We start from the raw sequence: 20,494 nt of genomic DNA, 5'->3' as shown, positions 1-20,494 counted from the left end.
CAGATGCCGGGTTTTGTGTTTGTAGCAGGCGATAAATTATTTAACTTCTTTACCGGCAGCTTGTTGGTCTGCGTGGTAGCTTGAACGCACCATAGGGCCACAGGCAGCGTGAACGAAACCAATGTCTTTAGCGTAATCGCCCAGCGCATCAAATTCGTTAGGGTGCACGTAACGTTTTACGGGATAGTGGTGACGTGACGGTTGCAGGTATTGCCCTAATGTCAGCATGTCTACATCGTGGGCACGCAAGTCCCGCAGCACACCTTCAATTTCTTCGTTTTCTTCGCCCATGCCCATCATCAAGCCGGACTTCGTTTTCACATCAGGGTGTTGCGCTTTGAATTTCTTCAGCAAGTCCAACGACCATTGATAGTTTGCGCCGGGACGACACTCGCGATACAAACGAGGGATGGTTTCCAGGTTGTGGTTGAATACATCTGGTACGCCATTTTTAAAGATTTCCAGTGCGCGGTCCATACGACCACGGAAATCCGGAACCAGCACCTCAATAGTTGTGGCAGGGCTGTGTTCACGAATGGCGTTAATGCAGTCGACAAAATGCTGCGCACCGCCATCACGAAGATCATCCCGGTCTACGGACGTAATTACCACGTATTTCAGCTTCATTTCAGCAATGGTTTTCGCCAGCTTTTCTGGTTCTTCAGCGCTAGGCGGAAGGGGTTTACCGTGGGCCACATCACAGAACGGACAACGACGGGTACAGATATCACCGAGGATCATAAAGGTTGCCGTGCCGTGATTAAAACACTCAGCCAGGTTGGGGCAGGAGGCTTCTTCACACACAGAGTGCAGTTTGTTTTTACGCAGTGTCTGTTTAATCTCGTCGATGCGATCTGTCGTACGTGGCAGCTTAATCTTGATCCACGACGGCTTACGCAACATTTCTTCCTTTTCAGTAGGAATAATGGTGATAGGAATGTGTTTTACTTTCTCATCATCGCGGAGCTTAACTCCGGCTTTAGGACGTGCGTTACTCATCAAAACCTTCTTTATTTATGACCTCGCTGATATTCAATATATTCAGCAGGTGTTGCGTCAGGGCAGGGCCGGCATCACTGAGTGATTGGGGGCCTGACAGACGCGCAGTATCAATCATTTCCATACCGGCATAACCGCAAGGATTAATTCGATCGAACGGCGCTAAGTCCATATTAACATTGAGCGCCAGTCCATGAAACGAGCAGCCTTTACGAATTCGCAATCCTAACGAACAAATTTTTCGTTCATCCACATAAACGCCGGGGGCGTCTTTTTTGGCGTAAGCAGTAATATTGAAGTCGGCCAACAAAGCAATAACCGCATTTTCCATCGCTGTGACCAGCTCGCGTACGCCCAATTTGCGACGTTTTATGTTCAACATCAGGTACATAACTTGCTGGCCTGGGCCATGGTACGTAACCTGACCGCCGCGGTCCACATTAACAACCGGAATGTCACCGGGCATCAAAATATGTTCAGCCTTTCCTGCCTGCCCCTGGGTGAATACAGCGTCATGCTCAACCAGCCAAATTTCATCGGTATCTTCACTGCCTCTTTCATCAGTGAAGCGCCGCATATCGTGCCAGATGGGCTCATACGGACGTCGGTGTAGTTGGCGAACAATCACCGGATAGGATGGTGCTGTCACTTACAGAACAACCCGTACCAGTTCAACTTTCGCCAATTCAGTGTAAATGGTTTCCATGTGTTCTTTACTGGTTACCTTTACACTCACCGACACCGAGTGATAATTACCTTTGGCACTGGGTTTTACTGTCGGTGAATAGTCACCAGGCGCATGGGTTTGCAAACAGCTTACTACCATTTGCGGTAAATCTTCGTGGGCAACGCCCATTACTTTAAAAGTCTGGAAACAGGGAAAGTCCAGCAATTCATCGAAACGGGTATCCATTACGACTTCCTTACATCTTCAAATAAACAAAACGGCCAGATTATAACAATCTGGCCGCTTATGAACTAGCACAACCTGTTGGTGGTTATTCTTCACCCCAACCAAGCTGCAGCATCAGGTAATCATAAGCACGGTCGAAGAATCCACCTTCGTTAACTTCTTGCAGCGCTACAAGCGGGTACTCCGCCACATCTTCACCATCGAGTTGCAAATACAGCTTACCTACAACCTGACCTTTCGCGAGCGGTGCTTCGAGTTTCTTATCGAGTTCGAAGTTTGCTTGTAAATTCGACGCCTGACCTTTAGGAATGGTAATGGGGGTAGATTGGTTAATTCCAAGGTCTACCGTTTCACGGTCACCCATATAAATGCGGTGCGATACAAAGCTATCACCGGCTTTGTAAGGTGTTACCGTTTCATAGAAGTCAAAACCGTAGCGCAGCAGTTTGCGGTTTTCTTCGTTACGGGCAGAAATGCTTTCTGTTCCCATAACCACTGAGATAATGCGACGGCCATTTTGCTTTGGATCAACCGCAGAAGTAATGAGGCTGTATCCCGCATCTGAAGTATGGCCGGTTTTAATGCCATCTACGTCCAGGTTACGATCCCACAGCAGGCTGTTACGGTTGTGCTGTTTGATGCCGTTATAGCTGAATTCTGTTTCACTGTAGATATCGTAGATTTCAGGGGTTTCTGAAACCAGTGCCTGAGATAGCAGCATCATATCGCGGGCAGTAACATAGTGCTCAGGGTCGTGCAGACCGTGGCTGTTTACAAAGTGAGAGTGCGTCATACCTAAAGATTGCGCGTATGCGTTCATCATGCTGGCAAACGCGCTTTCTGAACCGGCTACATGTTCTGCCATGGCCACACAAGCGTCGTTACCTGACTGAATGATAATACCGCGAATCAAATCAGAGGCTTTTACTTCAGTACCTACTTCGATGAACATTTTGGAAGAATCCGGGAAATTCTTTGCCCATGCATTTTTAGAAATTGGCACCATGTCGTCCATGCTGATATTTCCGGCTTCCAGTGCTTTACCAATGACGTAGGTAGTCATCATTTTGGTTAGACTGGCAGGGTAGAGTTGCTCGTCAGCATTCTCTTCGGCAATCACAAAGCCCGTTTCGTTGTCCATCATAATAAACGCTTTCGCGTTCACTTTTGGTGGCGGTGGAATGACAACCTTTGCCTGAACTTTGGCAACAAAGGTCATGAGCAACATGAGGATCATGGCGGTCATGAAAGTCGGTTTAGCGCGGTTTATAGTTTTATGCATGGGAATTTCAATTACCGTTTTTATATTTAAGACAATCTTGAGAATTTTAACGTAAGCGTTCCGCTTGGACTAGGTTTTACCCAAAAAGTTTACCGAAATACAGCGCTCGTCGATGGATTCCACAGGAATAACACTGAATTGCCAGATGAGCGCCACATTTGCTGAATACTCACAATGCCGCGCCCACTGAATAGGCACCCGGATAACCATTTTGTTTTAAGTCATCGAGCAGCATGCGGGCTTGGAAGCGGTCAGCTAATGGGCCAAGTCGAAGCTTATACACGTTATCAACAAGGGGAATTTCAGCAGGAACCTGATAAAGTTGAGATAAGACCGTAGACACACTTTTTGCTCGCTCTGCGTCGCTAACCGCGGCCACCTGAATATACCAACCTTCTGGTTCTGTGATTTCTTTAGGCTCTGGCTCAACGGGCAGGGGAACAATGCCGGCATACTCCTGGTAAGAAACCGTTGGTTGGTTGCCTACCGTGACCTGATTATTCTTATCAAAATGGATGACTTCCAGTTTCACTTGCGCCGTACCATGCTGTTGGTAGTCGAGCTTTTTCGCGGCGGCGTACGATAAATCAATAATACGGTCGGAGTGGAATGGGCCTCTGTCGTTCACCCGCACAATGGCAGTTTTACCGTTGCTCAGGTTGGTGACCTTCACATAAGACGGCAGCGGCAACGTTTTGTGTGCCGCCGTCATAGAAAACATATTGTAGGTTTCGCCATTGGATGTGAGGTGGCCATGAAATTTCTGGCCATACCAAGACGCTTGCCCGGTTTCGACGAACCCTTTTCCGGTTAACAGGGGGAAATAGCGCTTACCCAGTACCTCATAAGGACGGGAATTCCACTCGCGATAAGGCTCATACTGAGGATCAGCATCGATGTAGTCCGGTTCGTCGTAGACAAACGTGGGAGCCGAATCACTGTGCTGAGCATAGCGACCGGATGACTGGCAGCCCGTTACGAGTACTGCCAGAATAAGCAATAACCAATTTTTAGCGCACATAGTTTATCGGGATAAGAATCTTTTTTGTGTACCGATTGCCATCAGAATGCCAAAACCTGCCATCAAAGTCACCATTGATGTTCCGCCGAAACTCACCAGCGGCAGGGGCACGCCGACCACAGGCAATAATCCTGACACCATGCCCATGTTTACGAATACATAAACAAAGAAGGTGAGGGTGATAGAGCCTGCTAATAACTTACTGTAGGCGTCCTGCGCCCGATTGGCAATAATCAGCCCGCGGATAATGATAAACAGGTAAATTGCCAGCAGTGCGAGTACGCCAACCAGGCCAAATTCTTCACTGAAAACCGCAAAGATAAAGTCGGTATGGCGTTCTGGCAGAAATTCCAGTTGTGACTGAGTACCTTGCAGCCAGCCTTTGCCTTCGAGGCCGCCAGAGCCAATGGCAATTTGTGACTGAATGATATGGTACCCAGAGCCCAGAGGATCAGATTCGGGATTCAAAAATGTGGTAACCCGTTGTTTCTGATAATCCTGCATCAGGAAAAACCACATAATGGGCGTAAAGCCCCCGGCGAGGGCGGCCACAAACCCGATCAGTTTCCAACTCATTCCGGCAAGGAAAATGGCGAAAATCCCGGAGCTGGCAATCAATAGCGAAGTACCTAAATCAGGCTGTTTGGCAATTAAAATGGTGGGTACGATAACTAGAGCGAAACCAATACCAATCTGCATGAGTTTGGGCGGTAGGGTAAATTTGCTGATGTACCAGGCGACCATCATCGGCACGGCCAATTTCATCAGTTCCGAGGGCTGAAAACGCACAAATTTTAAATCTAGCCAGCGCTGTGCACCTTTGCCCACATCACCAAATAACAGTACAGCTATTAGCATGAGCAATCCTGCGATATACGCGTACGTCGATAAGCGTCGGTAGGCCATGGGCGGCACCTGCGCCATTACAAACATGACGCCCATGGCAATACCCAAGCGGGTGAACTGTCGCTCCATCTGGCCCATATCCTGGCCCGATGCAGAGTAGAGGGTGTACAAACCCACCACCATCAACACCAGCAAGCCAAGCAGTAACCAGCCGTCAATATGTATGCGTTCCAGCAACGTCGATTGATTTTGTTTTAACTGGGTACGTTTCACTGGCCTACCTCCTGGCCTTGCTGCTCAGGGGGAACATAATCTGGGTCCATAAAATCCCGTTCGCGAAAGAAAAAGTCGATAACATGACGGGCTACCGGGGCCGCATTTGAGCTGCCTCCACCGGCGTTTTCTACCACAACGGCAACGGAGACTTCCGGATGTTCAAACGGCGCAAACGCCACATACATAGCGTTGTCACGAAGGTGCTCAGATACTTCTTCTTCTTTGTAAGACTCGTTTTGGGCGACCGAGAACAGCTGGGCCGTACCCGACTTCCCGCCCGACTGATAAGGTGCGTCGGAAAAAGAACGGCGGCCCGTACCTTCTTCGTCGTGATTCACTTTATGCATTGCTTCGAGCATTAAATCCCAGTTTTTCTTTTCCTTTACAGCAATCGGTCGCCAGGTTTTCAACGGTTCTTCAATGACCTCACCCTTATCGCCCATAAAGCCCATAATGATTTGCGGCACGTAGCGCTCGCCATGATTAATCAGTGTATTAATGGCCTGATTCAGTTGGATGGGAGTGGCAGTCCAGTAGCTTTGGCCTATGCCCACAGGAATGGTGTCACCGATATACCAAGGCTGATTAAAGCGCGCTCTTTTCCAGCCTCGACTCGGCATATTGGCATCTGACTCTTCGTACAAATCCACACCCGTATATTCGCCGAAGCCGAATTCAGACATGGACTCGCTAATTCTATCGATACCGAGTTTGTAGGCTAAGTCGTAGTAGAAGGTGTCACAGGATTGCATAACGGCCCGCACCACATTTACCTTGCCATGGCCCCACTTTTTCCAGTCTCGCCACACGTGTTTTACATTGGGTAACCGGTAGCGACCGGTGTCGTTAATGGTGGTTTTCGGGGTGATCACGCCATCTTCCAGACCCACCAGGCCCAACAGTGGTTTAATGGTGGACGCGGGGGGATATTGTCCTTGTGTCGCACGGTTGATCAGCGGGCGATCAGGTGAATTTAATAGCGCACTGTAGTTTTTACTGCTTATGCCGTGAACAAATAAGTTGGGGTCGTAACTTGGGCTTGAGTACATGGCCAGTACACCGCCTGTTTGTGGCGAAGATACCACCACGGTACCGCGTTGCCCATTGAGGGATTTTTTCGCCGCCAACTGAAGTGCTAAATCAATATTTAACACAATGTCTTTGCCGGGGACGGGGGGATCAATACTCAATGTGCGGATGATGCGCCCCTGACTGTTTACCTCTACCTGTTGGTAGCCAACCTGACCATGCAGTTCTTCTTCATGATACTTTTCAACGCCAAGCTTTCCGATGTCGTAGGTGGCAGCGTAGTTGGCTTCTTGTCCTGCTTCGACAAGCTTCTGTAAGTCCTTTTTGTTGATTTTCGCCACGTAACCTAACACATGCGTGAGGGTTTCACCGTAGGGGTAGTAACGGGAAAGACGCGCCTCCACAGACACACCGTCATAATGATGTTGTTGTGCAGAAAATAACGCCACTTCCTGTTCACTTAACTGGGTTCGCAGGGTGATGGGTTTGAATCGACGCTGGCCGCGATAGGTTTTTTGAAAATTCTCACGCTCTTCTGGCGTGATGCCCATGAGCGAGGTGAGGCTATCTAACGTCGCTTCCAAATCGTCGACTTCTTCCGGGATAATTTCGAGGCTAAATACCGGGCGGTTTTCAGCCAGCAAAATGCCATTTCGGTCGTAAATAAGGCCGCGATTTGGGGCAATGGGTAATACCTTGATACGGTTGCCGTTCGATCGTGTCTGGTACGCATCGTGTTTTTCTACCTGTAAGACATACAGATTACTCACTACAATGCCGAGCATGGCTATAACGATAAGCAGCGAAACCGCAGCCCGGCGGGCAAACAGGTTAGCTTCAGCTGAGTGATCACGAATAGCCTGACGTTTACGGGCCATGGCTACTCTCTGTGGTAAGGGTGATTTTGAGTGACTGACCAGGCGCGGTACAGGCTCTCAGCAACAATGATGCGCACTAATGGATGGGGAAGGGTGAGATTCGATAAAGACCAACGCTGTTCAGAAGCCGCAATGCATTCTGGCGCCAGACCTTCAGGACCACCAATTAATAAGCTGACATCCCGGCCGTCCATTTTCCAGGCGTCGAGTTGACGCGCGAGTTGCGGGGTATCCCAGGGTTTACCGGTCACTTCCAACGTTACAATGCGGTTGCCTTTGGGTATTGCAGCCAGTGTTGCTTCGCCTTCTTTTTGCAAAATACGAGGTATATCGGCATTTTTACCCCGTTTGCCGGCAGCGATTTCTGTAAAACTCACCGGCATATCGGCAGGAAAGCGTCGGATAAATTCATCCACACCTTTGGTTACCCAATTCGGCATTTTCGTTCCGACTGCTACAATCTGTATTTTCACCGTTCTACAACTTCCCGGTTTTTCGTTAGCTACTGAAAACAACGAGCAAAAACAAAAACGGGAAAATGCTTTCCCGTTTTCGTTAAGATTAACCCCAGAGTTTTTCTAACTGATAGAAATCGCGGGCTTCGTCTTGCATCACGTGAACGATAATGTCGCCTAAATCTACCAGTACCCATTCACCGGTTTCTTTACCTTCCACGCTTAACGGTGCGTGACCGGCATTTTTGGTTTCAACATGCAGATTATCTGCGATGGCCATAACATGGCGCTTTGAATTACCGGAACAGATGATCATCAAATCGGTAATTGATGATTTACCGCTTACATCAAGTTCAATGATGTCGCGGGCCTTCATGTCGTCAATCTTATCTAACACGAATTGTTTGAACTGATTACTGTCCAAAAGTTCTCCTCAAATCACACAAAAATTAGTTTTTGGTTACATCTAAACTATAGCGAAGTTTAACTTAAATCCCACCAGTAGGCGAAAGGGCTTATTCCATTACCGGCAGGTGACCTAGTGGTACGCCCATAAACAGCATACAAAGATGCGCAAGTTTTACGTAGGGACGTACAACGGTGTTTTGCTTAAAGGCGAGATCAGCTTGTTCGAGTTCCTGGCGAATGTGTTTCATCTGCGCGGGAGTTAGCCGATTCAACGCCGACTGGTAAACCGCCTGGCGGTTTTTCCATATGCCCAATTTCATCCACTGAATTTGTTGCCCCGATTTTAACTGGTCCTGTAATTGGGTTAGCGTTTGCCATTCCCGCACCAGCGCCCAAATCAAAATATTCGGCTCAATACCTTCACTTTCCAGGCGATAGAGCATCTTAATACAACGCTGCTGTTCTCCACCTAGCATGACATCCACCAACTGAAACACGTTAAAACGGGATTGATCCACAATCGCCGCTTCCACTTGTTCTGGGGTGATGGTTTGCCCTGAAAACACCAATGACAGTTTTTGAATTTCCTGACTGGCCGCGAGCATATTGCCTTCACACATGTCGGCAATCATGCGAACGCACGCTGCATCTGCGTTAAGTTTAGCTTGCTGAAGTTGCTGCTGAATCCAACTGTTGAGGTTGTTGCCTTCAAGGGGATAGCAGATACTGTGCACGCCAATGTCGTCCAATATCTTGAACCACTTACCTTTTTGAACGTCTTTTCCAATGCGAGGACCGTGCACCAAAAGCAGTATGTCCTGGCCCAGGTTGGGCGCAATGGCTTGCAAGGTTTGACTGCCTTCGGTGCCTGGTTTACCGGTTGGCAATTCCAGCTCTATTAATTGCTGAGAGGCAAATAGTGACAACGATTGTGTTGACTCAATAAGCTGACTCCAGCTGAAGCCACTATCGGCAACAAACACGGTACGTTCGGTAAAACCTTCCGCTTTGGCTTTTTCCCGCAGCGCTTCAATCATTGAAAATTTCTGTTGTGGTTCATCACCAAACAGCAGGTAGCAAGGCTTTAAACCTCGCTGTAATTCCTGATTAAAACGGTTGGGGTAGACTTGCATAATGCGCCGTTATTCCGCGACAGCGCGGGTAGACTGGCTGGCTATACGTCGAATAATCTTGTCGGCAGCCTCTTCACGCATCTCGCTGAGTACCAGCTCGAGTTCTCTGGACTTTGCGAGAACCTGCTGAGGATCGTCCTGATAGTCTCGAAGCACTTCAAAATAGGCGGGCAGGGGCGCTTTACCGGGGAACGTCACCGTGTAACGTACCCCGTAAATCAGCTCATATTCCGCTACCTGACCAGTAGCAAACAACGATAGCAGTCGGCGTTCTAATTGTTCAGGTTGAATATCAATGAGCACCGCCATATTTTCAGAAGGGCTGTCTTTCAGGTTGCCACCTTTCAGATTATAAACTGACAGTTGCTTTTTCAGTGCCCGAGCAAGCGGTGCATGTGACTGCGCGGATGTCACTGCCACATAGTTCACCGTGGGCGGCAAGGTTTCGTTGCCGCGTAGGTGGAAGCCACAGCCGGTAAGTACCAGCGTGGCTGCAGTGAAAAACAGACCTCTGACTAGTGCATTCATTAGTTAGCTACAATGTTCACAAGTTTACCGGGGACAACGATGATTTTACGCACAGTCTTTCCATCGATAAATTGTTGTACGTTTTCCTGAGCCAGCGCATCGGCCTCGATGGCGTCTTTAGCGGCATCAGCGGCGACAGTAATTTTCGCACGTACTTTACCGTTAACCTGTACCACGATGAGTTTTTCATCTTCCACCAGGGCTTTTGCGTCGGCTTGTGGCCAGCCAGACTGTTCAACCGGCGTGGTATGACCCAGTGCCTGCCACAGGCTGTGACTAATGTGTGGTGTGATTGGGTTAAGCAGGCGAAGCACTGATTCAATTGCTTCGCGCATGACGGCGTGGTCTGTGTCGCTTTCTTGTGGTGCTTTCTGCAGGTGGTTAAGCAGTTCCATCACCGCTGCTACAGCCGTGTTGAAAGTTTGACGACGACCTAAATCATCAGACACCTTAGCGATGGTCTTATGCACTTCACGACGCAGTGCTTGTTGATCTTTTGATAGGGCAGAAGCATCTACCGCAGCTGGGCTGTCACACGCTTCAAGGTGTTCATTAACCAGCTTCCAGATACGTCTAAGGAAACGGTTAGCCCCTTCTACACCTGAGTCTACCCATTCCAGTGTTTGTTCTGGTGGCGCGGCGAACATGGTGAACAAACGTACAGTATCGGCACCGTATTGGTCGATAACGGCTTGTGGATCGATACCGTTGTTTTTCGATTTCGACATTTTGGTCATGCCGCCATGCTCAACCGGCGTGCCGTCTTCTGTCAGCCAGGCCTTAACAATACGCCCTTTGTCGTCTTTCTCGGTGGAAACGGCCAGCGGTGAATACCAGGTTTTCTTGCCGGCTTCGTCTTCACTGAAGTATGAATCGGCCAGTACCATGCCCTGACACAGCAGGCGCTTAAACGGCTCGTCAGAATCAACTAAACCTTCGTCACGCAATAACTTGTGGAAGAAGCGTGAGTAAAGCAGGTGAAGAATGGCGTGTTCGATACCACCTATATACTGATCAACCGGCAGCCAGTAGTTTGCCTGGGTAGGATCGAGCATGGCATCGCCATTTTGCGCACAGCTGTAGCGAGCGTAGTACCACGACGATTCCATAAAGGTGTCGAAAGTGTCAGTTTCACGGAGCGCTGGCTCGCCATTAAACGTGGTTTTCGCCCACTCCGGATCGGCTTTAATCGGTGAGGTAACGCCATTCATTTCAACGTCTTCAGGCAGTACCACCGGTAACTGGTCTGCCGGAACCGGAACACTTTCACCGTTTTCCAGGTTCAGCATGGGAATAGGCGCACCCCAATAACGCTGACGGCTTACGCCCCAGTCGCGCAAACGGTAGTTAACTTTACGTGTGCCACATCCAGCAGCTTCCAGCTTATCGGTAATGGCGTTAAACGCGTCTTCAAATGCCAAACCATCAAATTCGCCAGAATGAATCAATGTGCCTTTTTCGGTATAAGCAGATTCAGCCAGATCACACGCGCTCTCAGCACCTTCCGCAGGAGCAATAACCTGTTTAATCGGTAAGTCGTACTTGGTGGCAAATTCCCAGTCGCGCTGGTCGTGGCCAGGTACTGCCATCACTGCGCCAGAGCCGTAACCCATCAGCACGAAGTTGGCTACCCACACTGGCACCTCTTCACCCGTTAATGGGTGAATGGCTGTCAGGCCCGTATCACAACCTTTCTTCTCCATCGTGGCCAGTTCCGCTTCTGCCACTTTGGTGTTTTTGCATTCTTCAATAAATGCCGCCAGCGCAGGGCTATTCTTTGCAGCAAACTCAGCAATTGGGTGCTGCGCCGCAACGCCAACGTATGTTACACCAAAAAAGGTGTCTGGACGGGTGGTGTAAACGGTCAGTTCTTCCACATCGCCAGCCGGCGTGGTCAGCTTAAAGGTGATTTCTGCGCCTTCAGAACGGCCAATCCAGTTCGCTTGCATGGCACGAACCTGATCTGGCCACTCTTCCAGTTTCTCCAGATCAGCAAGCAGCTCTTCGGCGTAATCGGTGATTTTGATAAACCACTGCGGAATTTCTTTTTGTTCTACCAGTGCACCAGAGCGCCAGCCACGGCCATCGATAACCTGCTCGTTAGCCAGTACAGTTTGGTCAACCGGGTCCCAGTTCACCGTTGCATTTTTCTTATATACCAAGCCTTTTTCATACAGGCGGGTGAAGAACCATTGTTCCCAGCGGTAGTAATCTGGTTTACAGGTGGCCACTTCACGGTCCCAATCGTAACCGAAACCCAGCGACTTAAGCTGACCTTTCATGTATTCAATATTTGAATAGGTCCAGTTAGCGGGCGCGGTATTGTTATTAATGGCGGCATTTTCTGCAGGCAGGCCAAAAGCATCCCAGCCCATAGGTTGCAGTACATTTTTACCCTGCATTCGCTGGAAGCGGCTTATTACGTCACCAATGGTGTAGTTCCGCACGTGACCCATGTGCAAACGTCCACTTGGGTAAGGAAACATGGACAGACAGTAGAATTTTTCTTTGTCGTTATCTTCTACAGCTTTGAATGATTGGTTTTGATCCCAGTATTGCTGGACATCTTGTTCAATTTGTTTGGGATTGTAATGATTTTCGGCCATTGTGAATAAGGCTTCCGCGTTGGTAGTAAACTCTTCGTGATTAGCCGCATAGAATAACCCACGGCCATAGACGCCCACAATAGTCAGGCGGTCTTTTTATCCTTATCTGGTGGGAATTTAGTCAGTTTCGTCTGGTTGAAGGAAATCAGCGAGGGCCTGAAGCTGTAATCCCTGCACATGATCGACTATCGGCGCGAGTTCAGCGTATCCGGAATCCGTGTATCCTTGAACATGATAGCGCAGGGCGATTGTGGTGGCGCCGGGTACATCCTTCGATTTGCCAAATTGCCAGTCTAGTGCACCGTACATGCCCATGCCTTGAAGTGGGCCGAGGCCTCCGGTCATACGCAAGGTTTTTACCGGGTCAACAAATACCACACGCATATGCTCTGCCGACCGCGCATCGCGGGTTTCACAAAAGCAGCCTCCTGCAGTGGCCGCTAGGGAGAACGTACCATTCCACCAACTGTGGTCTTTGGGCCACCATTTATCGACATCATCGGTAAGGGCATGCCATGACTGCTCGGGCGTCGCATTTACCGTCACCGTGTTAGATACCACAAAACCATTGTCAGCTACCGATTCCAGGCTCGCGTTGGCAATTGGTGCAAGAAATAAAATAAATATGAAAAAAATTCCTGCTACAGCCTTCATACATTGTCCCTCTTGGTGAGTTTTGTTGGTTATTTAATCTTATTTTTTGACATTAAAGCGCAAAAGTAGCGCTGATTCATCACGATTTTGACCTGAGTGGTGAAAATAATCACTTTTGGCCGGTTTTTGGTTTGACAGTGGGGATCTTTCGCGCTTCACTAGCCTTAAAATTGTGTCTGAACGTATGTGTAGCAAGGTGTTGCTGAGCCGGAACGAAAAAATTCCGGTCGACAGGTAAGTTCAACCGAAATATAAAATGAACACTAGCAGGAAGTTATGACCGACTCGAGTACGCCACGCGCAGTGCAAGCATTGCAAGCACCCTCTCTTTCTCCCGAATTGAATCGTCGGCAAATTAATCAAGCGCTCAAAGATAGCGAAGCAGTCAATACCTCTTTCATCGGCCAGGAACGGGCGAGAGAAGCCTTGTCTTTTGGGCTTGGTGTGAAAACCCGAGGATATAATCTTTATGTAATGGGCGAACCCGCCACGGGCCGTTTTACCCTGGTAAAAGATTATATTGAACGACAGGTGGCAAGTTTACCGGCGCCTGAAGATTGGGTTTACCTGAATAATTTTGATGAAGAACGTGAACCCGCGGTACTGAGAATGGCACCGGGTGAAGGAAAAGCGTTGGTGAAAGACATCAGTAATCTTATTGATGATTTACTTGATACCTTTCCTGCAGCTTTCGACAATCCTGGCTATCAGCGTCAGAAGTCGGCCATTTCCCGGGATTTTGAACGCCGATACGATGAAGCCATTGATGCCGTTGAGCGTTACGCACAGGCCAATGATGTGGCGCTATACGACGAATCAAATGCTATCACCTTTGCTCCCATTGTTAACGGTAAGCCCATCACCGATGAAGAATTCGCCGTACTCGACGATGAAAAGCGCCAGTATTTTTACGATTTAATTGCCGATTTAGAAAATCGGCTGAGCGAGAGCTTATTAGGATTACCCGCCTGGAAGCGGGAAAGTTCTGAACGGGTACGCCAGCTTAATAAAAAGACAGCTGAGCAGGGGATTCGCCCGTTGCTCAAAGTCCTAGAGCACAAATACGCGGGCCAACTGGGTGTGTTGAAAACCTTGCGGCATATGCGTTCTCATTTGGTCGATACCATCGTGTCTTTACTGGCCGAAGAAAGCAAAGACGAAAAACCTGATGAACTGGACCGTCGCCTGTACCTGGAAGAACTTTATTTACCCAATGTGCTGGTTGGTCATCAACTCGAAGATGGTGCGCCGGTTGTCTACGAGCCAAATCCCACGTATCAGAATCTGTTTGGTAAAATTGAATATACTAATCTTCACGGCAGTGTTTATACCAACTATCGGATGATTCGTGCGGGAGCAATTCACCGCGCTAACGGGGGTTATCTACTGCTCGATGTGGATCAGGTGATTGAACAGCCCTTCGTGTGGGACGCATTGAAATTGGCGATTAAATCCGGTTCTATAAAAATGGATTTACCGCAACAAGATGTGGGCATGGTGAATGCCATTACATTGAACCCGCAACCGGTTGATCTTGATGTAAAGGTGATCCTGCTCGGTTCCCGTGATCTGTACTACACATTGCAGGATTACGATGACGAGTTTGATGAGCTTTTCCGGGTGCTGGTGGATTTCGATTACGAAATTCCGGTAACCCGCCAGTCTGTCTTCGATTTTGTCGGCAAGGTTCGTCATCAGGTTGAGCAAATCGGTATGACGGGCATTTCTTCTAAAGCTATGTACCGACTGGTGGAATACTCATTGCGCATGGCAGAACATCAGCAAAAATTTTCTGCCCACTTTGCCGAAGTTATCGAGCTCATTAATGAGGCGCACTATTTTGCATCTCAACAGCAAAATACCCACCTAGAACTGGATCATATTGAAATTGCGCTAAATGCGAAAAAACGCCGCACTGGCCGGGTAAGTCATGCGCTATTAAATGATATCAAGGAAGGCCACGTATTGATTGCTACGGAAGGTAAAGCGGTGGGTAAGGTGAATGGCCTGACGGTGCTGGAAGTGGGAGGAACGGCATTTGGTACGCCCGCTCGTATCACAACCACCGTTTATGCAGGGGCAAATGGGGTGGTGGATATTGAACGTGAGGTAGAATTAGGGCAGCCAATTCACTCTAAAGGTGTGATGTTGCTAACGGGCTATCTCGGCAATAAATACGCCCAGCACTTCCCGCTAACGCTGTCTGCCAACATTGCCCTTGAGCAATCCTATGGTCATATCGATGGTGATAGTGCCTCGCTGGCGGAACTCATAGCACTGATCTCGGCCCTCACTGAAATACCCGCTACCCAATCACTGGCCGTGACAGGTTCAATTAACCAGTATGGTGAAGTGCAGGCCGTGGGCGGCGTTAATGAAAAAATTGAAGGGTATTTCGACCTTTGCTTGCATCGTGGCCTGACCGGCGATCAGGGGGTTGTGATCCCGGCATCCAATGCAATTAATCTCGTGCTAGATAAAGCGGTGATTGATGCAGTGAAAAAAGGGCAGTTTCATATTTATACCGTGGCAACGGTGGATGATGCTATTACGCTGCTCATGCAGAAAGAAGCGGGCACAATGACTGCCAGAGGCCGCTATAAGAAGAACACGGTTAACTACCATGCGGTGAATCGCCTTTACAATATTGCCCTCATCGTGAATGGTGGAGACGATGAATAAATAATAACAAGGAACATTGATGTCACTGAAATTCTGGACCCGCGCTTTTGTTGTCACTTCTGCGTCTGTTTGGTCCACCTTAACGTTTGCAAACACCCCATCGTTAAATGTTGAAGAAGCCAGCCGTCTAGCGGCTATGCCTTTACATTGCACCCAGGTTGAGTACCCCAATAAACTCAACCAGGTGCTGGCTGACGACCAATACCTGAAGGGGCCCAAAGCGTTGCATCCCGCCTTTTACGGGTGTTTTGACTGGCATTCGAGCGTGCACGGCCATTGGATGATAGTAAATTTGCTGCGTCATTTCCCCACGATCAGTGAAGGGCCGGCAATTCGTGAAATTCTCAAAACCAACATAACACAAGCGAACATTGAGCAAGAGGTGGCTTATTTCCACACGCCTGAAAACGCCAACTATGAGCGCACTTATGGTTGGGCTTGGTTATTGGTGCTGGCTGCGGAACTTCATCAATGGGACGACCCGTTAGCCAGAGAGCTGGAAACGAACCTGGCTCCGCTCACCACATTGATGGTGGAAAAGTTCGAGGGTTTTCTACCTAAATTAGTTTACCCCATTCGCACTGGGGAACACCCCAACACGGCGTTCGGGTTATCACTGGCTTACGACTACGCTCAGGTTGTGGGTGATAAAGAACTTGCCGCTTTAATCACCCATCGTGCCAGCGATTGGTATGCGACTGATAAACAATGTCCGCTGTCATGGGAACCTAATGGGTTTGACTTTCTGTCTCCTTGCTTTGAAGAACTCAACTTGATGCGCAAAGTCATGGATGAGAAAACATTCTTAACCTGGGCTGACTCGTTCTTACCTCACTTGCGTGACAAAGCGTTTACACTGGCACCTGCAAAAGTGGGCGATCGTAGCGATGGTAAGCTGGTACATCTTGACGGTTTGAACTTCAGTCGTGCGTGGACGTTCTACGGGATGGCAAAAGCTTTTCCAGCCACTTATGGTCATTTAAAAGCGGTGGGCGATACCCACGTTAATTCTGCATTACCTTCTGTAGTCGACAACAATTACCAGGGAACGCATTGGTTGGGTAGCTTTGCGGTGTATGCATTGCAACAGCGTGAAGGGCTTTAGCACAGTCGAAAATCAATATAAGGAAAGGGGAAGGTCATTCCCCTTTTTTATTTCGGCGGCATACGTAATGCGCCGTCCAATCTGATGGTTTCCCCATTAATGTAACTATTCTCAGCAATATGCATGACCAAGTGAGCGAATTCTTCAGGCAAGCCCAGCCTTTTCGGGAAGGGCACATTGGCAGCAAGTGCGCTCTGCACCTCCTCTGGCATTGCAAGAAGCATGGGGGTTCCCATTATTCCCGGCGCGATAGCGTTTACCCGAATTGCGCTGGCGGATAAGTCGCGCGCCATGGGGAGCGTCAAGCCGACAATCGCCGCTTTGCTGGATGCGTACGCGGTTTGGCCTATCTGACCTTCATAGCCAGCAATAGACGCAGTGTTAATAATGACACCTCGCTCACCTTGCGCATCAGGTTGTTGTGCTGCCATTGTCTGTGCTACCAACCGGGCCACGTTAAACGTACCAATAAGGTTAATATTAATCACATTGGTAAAGTGAGACAGGGCGACCGCTTCACCGTCACGATTGAGCAAACGTTTTGCAGGTGCGATGCCTGCACAATTAACACAAAGGTTAATGTGTCCGACTATTTGTTTAAATTCAGTAAGTGCACCGGCAACCTGATGTTCATCACAAACATCAACGGCAAAAAAATGTGCGAGAGGGCCCAGTTTTGCTGCGGCTCCACTACCGGCATCCTGGTTGATATCGAAAAGGGCGACACGATAGCCATGTTGACACAGTCGTTGTGCAGTTGCGAAACCTAGCCCTGAGCTGCCACCGGTAATAACAGCTGCCATTGGCGTTGTTTCTGAAGGGGGATTAACTTTTTCCACCATATTGAGTCCTGATAAACGTTTACGTTAACGTAAGTTTACCTCGGACCAATATGTTTACAAAGTTGTTACAAATGATTCAGCGAAAACAGAATTATTGTTTTGGCAACTGAATTTTACGCTCTTCGCTTGGACGGAACAGAATAAGTACATGGCCAATAGCCTGTACCTTTACAGACTCGGTCTCACGAATGATGGCGTCCATGATGAGTGCTTTTTCTTCTTTGTCGTCTGTCGGCACTTTCACTTTGATCAGTTCGTGATGTGAAAGGGCATGGTCAATTTCAGCCACAACGCCCTCAGTGAGTCCATTCGCGCCGAGTTGTACGACAGGTTTCATAGAGTGGGCCAGGCCCTTGAGGAATTGTTTCTGTTTATTTGAAAGTTTCATTTATTCGGATTTCTTACAATTAAAAATAGGTTACGTCTTGAATTTACGTATTCTAACGCCATCTTCGACACAATCCCAATGACATTCCTCCGGAATGCCAAAAAATAAGCAAACGGTGCAGATGTTAAGCTGTTTTAGCGGATGTTTATGGGAAAGTTGTGATAATGAAGTCTTCTTAATCTGACTTTTGAACACAATGGGCGGTCAGCACGTAGTGATTACGATGCGATCAGCTTAATTCACCTTGCACGTTTGACGCCTCGGTTTCGCTGTGTATTAGGTGGCTACAGGCATTATTTTGTAGTAGGCTGTAATTTGACGAAGTAAGGATCGCATTTCGTACGGAAACAAAGGGAAGGCAAAGCGTTATGGTAGAGCATTTGCTTATTTATCAAAGCGTGACGGGCATTTAATTGTCATTAGTCCCCGGATGTTCCGGTTTTTTTAGAGGTTAATAGCTTGAGCGATATGGCAAAAAATTTAATTTTATGGTTGGTTATCGCCGTTGTCCTGATGTCGGTTTTTCAGAGTTTTTCTCCTGGTGAATCGACAAAAGACCAAACGGATTACACAACATTCCTGAAAGAAGCGAATCAGGGAAATATCCGTGAAGTTCGTATCAACAGTGATGCGAAGGAAATTCGCGGTACCAGACGTAGTGGCGAATCTTTCGTTACCTATATCCCGTATTTTGATGACCAGCTTATTTCTGACTTGGTGAAGAAAGATGTGCGTGTATTAGGTGTGCCACCTGAACAGCCTTCTATTCTTACTTCCATTTTCATTTCATGGTTCCCCATGTTACTGCTTATCGCCGTGTGGATTTTCTTCATGCGTCAGATGCAGGGCGGCGGTGGCCGTGGCGCCATGTCATTCGGCAAGAGTAAGGCGCGTCTGCTTGGTGAAGATCAAATTAAAACGACGTTTGCTGATGTCGCAGGTTGTGATGAAGCCAAAGAAGACGTGGTAGAGCTGGTAGATTTCCTGCGCGATCCTTCCAAGTTCCAGAAACTAGGCGGTAAAATTCCTAAAGGCGTACTAATGGTCGGTCCTCCGGGAACCGGTAAAACGCTGCTGGCGAAGGCCATTGCAGGTGAAGCGAAAGTACCGTTCTTCTCTATTTCTGGTTCTGACTTCGTTGAAATGTTTGTGGGTGTGGGTGCCTCGCGTGTTCGTGACATGTTCGAACAAGCGAAGAAAGCCGCGCCTTGTATCATTTTCATTGATGAAATCGATGCCGTAGGTCGTCAGCGTGGTGCTGGACTAGGTGGTGGTCACGACGAGCGTGAGCAAACCTTGAACCAAATGCTGGTTGAAATGGATGGTTTTGAAGGTCACGAAGGTATTATCGTTATTGCCGCGACCAACCGTCCTGATGTACTTGACCCTGCATTATTGCGTCCTGGTCGTTTCGACCGTCAGGTAATTGTTGGTCTGCCGGACATCCGTGGACGTGAGCAAATCCTGAAAGTACACATGCGCAAGGTGCCAATTGGCGACAATGTGGAAGCGGCGGTTATCGCTCGTGGTACACCTGGTTTCTCCGGTGCTGATCTTGCCAATCTGGTTAATGAAGCGGCCCTATTCGCAGCTCGTGCGAATAAACGCTTGGTTGCCATGGAAGAGTTCGAAAAAGCAAAAGACAAAATCATGATGGGCGCAGAGCGTAAGTCTATGGTGATGTCTGAGAACGAAAAAGCCATGACGGCTTACCACGAAGCGGGTCACGCCATTGTGGGTCGTTTAGTGCCAGAGCATGATCCTGTTTATAAAGTGTCCATTATTCCTCGTGGCCGTGCATTGGGTGTAACCATGTATCTGCCTGAGCAGGATCGTGTTAGCCATTCTAAACAGCATCTTGAAAGTATGATCTCAAGTCTGTTTGGTGGTCGTATTGCCGAGCAAATCATCTATGGCGATGACATGGTAACAACAGGTGCGTCAAACGACATTGAGCGTGCAACCGAAATTGCTCGCAAGATGGTGACGCAGTGGGGTCTGTCTACCAAAATGGGCCCAATGTTGTACGCAGAAGATGAAGGTGAAGTTTTCTTAGGCAAGTCAATGTCTAAAGCTTCCCACATGTCTGATGACACGGCTCGTGCCATCGACGCTGAAGTGAAGTCTTTCATCGATTCTAACTACGACCGTGCATACAAAATTTTGGAAGAGAATATTGATATTCTGCACTCCATGAAAGATGCACTCATGAAGTATGAAACCATCGACGCCAAACAAATTGACGATCTGATGGCACGCCGTGACGTTCGTCCACCTTCTGATTGGGACGATCGTGCGCCGAAAGGTGGCGATACGCCTCCAGGTGGAAAGCCTGCTCGCGAGGGTGAAATTACCGATGATGGTTTAAATAAACCCTCGGTAGGAAAGCCCGGCGACCTGCCAAGCTAAAAAGCTAAAAGCGCCAGTTTCTACTGGCGCTTTTTGTTTT

Annotated in this window: 18 protein-coding genes; 3 read left to right on the top strand and 15 right to left on the bottom strand. The window is 48.4% G+C overall.

All coding sequences use genetic code 11. The features are described from left to right. Positions 1–36: 36 nt before the first annotated feature. The 13 genes from lipA to ACXAGX_RS12890 all read right to left on the bottom strand — a co-directional run bounded on the left by lipA (position 37) and on the right by ACXAGX_RS12890 (position 13,028). Entirely contained in the window at positions 37–999 is a 963-nt protein-coding gene (gene lipA, locus ACXAGX_RS12950; RefSeq protein ID WP_474819960.1) for a lipoyl synthase, read from the bottom strand. Then, on the bottom strand, positions 992–1,576 hold the full coding sequence (lipB, locus tag ACXAGX_RS12945; RefSeq protein ID WP_474839125.1) for a lipoyl(octanoyl) transferase LipB: 585 nt from the start codon (positions 1,574–1,576) through the stop codon (positions 992–994). The genes lipA and lipB overlap by 8 nt, the downstream gene beginning before the upstream one ends. A gap of 72 nt (positions 1,577–1,648) precedes the next feature. Beyond that, complete coding sequence (ybeD, locus tag ACXAGX_RS12940) at positions 1,649–1,912, bottom strand: DUF493 family protein YbeD (RefSeq protein ID WP_070124191.1); 264 nt, start codon at positions 1,910–1,912, stop codon at positions 1,649–1,651. Between the two features lie 85 nt (positions 1,913–1,997). Beyond that, positions 1,998–3,194, bottom strand: coding sequence for a serine hydrolase (locus tag ACXAGX_RS12935; RefSeq protein WP_474838820.1), 1,197 nt, complete (start codon positions 3,192–3,194; stop codon positions 1,998–2,000). A 169-nt stretch (positions 3,195–3,363) separates the two neighbouring features. Then, on the bottom strand, positions 3,364–4,215 hold the full coding sequence (locus ACXAGX_RS12930; RefSeq protein ID WP_474838819.1) for a septal ring lytic transglycosylase RlpA family protein: 852 nt from the start codon (positions 4,213–4,215) through the stop codon (positions 3,364–3,366). 3 nt (positions 4,216–4,218) lie between these two features. After that, positions 4,219–5,334, bottom strand: coding sequence for a rod shape-determining protein RodA (rodA, locus tag ACXAGX_RS12925; protein WP_474838818.1), 1,116 nt, complete (start codon positions 5,332–5,334; stop codon positions 4,219–4,221). Continuing rightward, the gene (gene mrdA / locus ACXAGX_RS12920; RefSeq protein WP_474819973.1) at positions 5,331–7,244 is read right to left on the bottom strand and encodes a penicillin-binding protein 2; all 1,914 of its coding nucleotides are present in this window, start codon (positions 7,242–7,244) and stop codon (positions 5,331–5,333) included. Before mrdA ends, rodA begins: the two co-directional genes overlap by 4 nt. A 2-nt stretch (positions 7,245–7,246) precedes the next feature. Next, positions 7,247–7,717, bottom strand: coding sequence for a 23S rRNA (pseudouridine(1915)-N(3))-methyltransferase RlmH (gene rlmH / locus ACXAGX_RS12915; protein WP_474838816.1), 471 nt, complete (start codon positions 7,715–7,717; stop codon positions 7,247–7,249). Between the two features lie 88 nt (positions 7,718–7,805). Then, positions 7,806–8,123, bottom strand: coding sequence for a ribosome silencing factor (gene rsfS / locus ACXAGX_RS12910; protein ID WP_070124181.1), 318 nt, complete (start codon positions 8,121–8,123; stop codon positions 7,806–7,808). A gap of 91 nt (positions 8,124–8,214) precedes the next feature. Beyond that, positions 8,215–9,240 (bottom strand): DNA polymerase III subunit delta, encoded by a 1,026-nt coding sequence (gene holA / locus ACXAGX_RS12905; protein ID WP_474838814.1) that lies wholly within the window; start codon positions 9,238–9,240, stop codon positions 8,215–8,217. A gap of 9 nt (positions 9,241–9,249) precedes the next feature. Next, a complete protein-coding gene (locus tag ACXAGX_RS12900) occupies positions 9,250–9,768 on the bottom strand; it encodes an LPS-assembly lipoprotein LptE (RefSeq protein ID WP_474838812.1) in 519 nt (172 codons plus the stop codon). Next, positions 9,768–12,374, bottom strand: coding sequence for a leucine--tRNA ligase (leuS, locus tag ACXAGX_RS12895; protein ID WP_474838810.1), 2,607 nt, complete (start codon positions 12,372–12,374; stop codon positions 9,768–9,770). The genes ACXAGX_RS12900 and leuS overlap by 1 nt, the downstream gene beginning before the upstream one ends. 117 nt (positions 12,375–12,491) lie before the next feature. Beyond that, positions 12,492–13,028 carry an SRPBCC domain-containing protein gene (locus ACXAGX_RS12890; RefSeq protein ID WP_474819996.1) on the bottom strand — a complete coding sequence of 179 codons (537 nt, stop codon included), beginning with the start codon at positions 13,026–13,028 and terminating at the stop codon, positions 12,492–12,494. Between the two features lie 276 nt (positions 13,029–13,304). Between ACXAGX_RS12890 and ACXAGX_RS12885 the strand changes: the two genes are divergently transcribed. Both ACXAGX_RS12885 and ACXAGX_RS12880 read left to right on the top strand, forming a co-directional pair. Beyond that, the gene (locus ACXAGX_RS12885; RefSeq protein WP_474819998.1) at positions 13,305–15,710 is read left to right on the top strand and encodes a Lon protease family protein; all 2,406 of its coding nucleotides are present in this window, start codon (positions 13,305–13,307) and stop codon (positions 15,708–15,710) included. Between the two features lie 19 nt (positions 15,711–15,729). After that, positions 15,730–16,815, top strand: coding sequence for a DUF2891 domain-containing protein (locus ACXAGX_RS12880; RefSeq protein ID WP_474838808.1), 1,086 nt, complete (start codon positions 15,730–15,732; stop codon positions 16,813–16,815). A 47-nt stretch (positions 16,816–16,862) separates the two neighbouring features. Here the strand turns inward: ACXAGX_RS12880 and ACXAGX_RS12875 are convergent, their stop codons facing one another. Continuing rightward, positions 16,863–17,657, bottom strand: coding sequence for an SDR family NAD(P)-dependent oxidoreductase (locus ACXAGX_RS12875; RefSeq protein WP_474820004.1), 795 nt, complete (start codon positions 17,655–17,657; stop codon positions 16,863–16,865). A 91-nt stretch (positions 17,658–17,748) separates the two neighbouring features. Further along, positions 17,749–18,045 carry a ribosome assembly RNA-binding protein YhbY gene (gene yhbY, locus ACXAGX_RS12870; protein ID WP_474820008.1) on the bottom strand — a complete coding sequence of 99 codons (297 nt, stop codon included), beginning with the start codon at positions 18,043–18,045 and terminating at the stop codon, positions 17,749–17,751. 459 nt (positions 18,046–18,504) lie between these two features. Here yhbY and ftsH point away from each other — a divergent pair, with 459 nt between their 5' ends. Then, the gene (gene ftsH / locus ACXAGX_RS12865) at positions 18,505–20,454 is read left to right on the top strand and encodes an ATP-dependent zinc metalloprotease FtsH (protein WP_474820013.1); all 1,950 of its coding nucleotides are present in this window, start codon (positions 18,505–18,507) and stop codon (positions 20,452–20,454) included. The last annotated feature ends 40 nt before the right edge of the window (positions 20,455–20,494 follow it).

Source organism: Alteromonas sp. ABV4_515, assembly GCF_056160345.1.
Note: the sequence above shows the minus strand (reverse complement) of the source record. Positions and strands in the feature narration are given on the sequence as shown.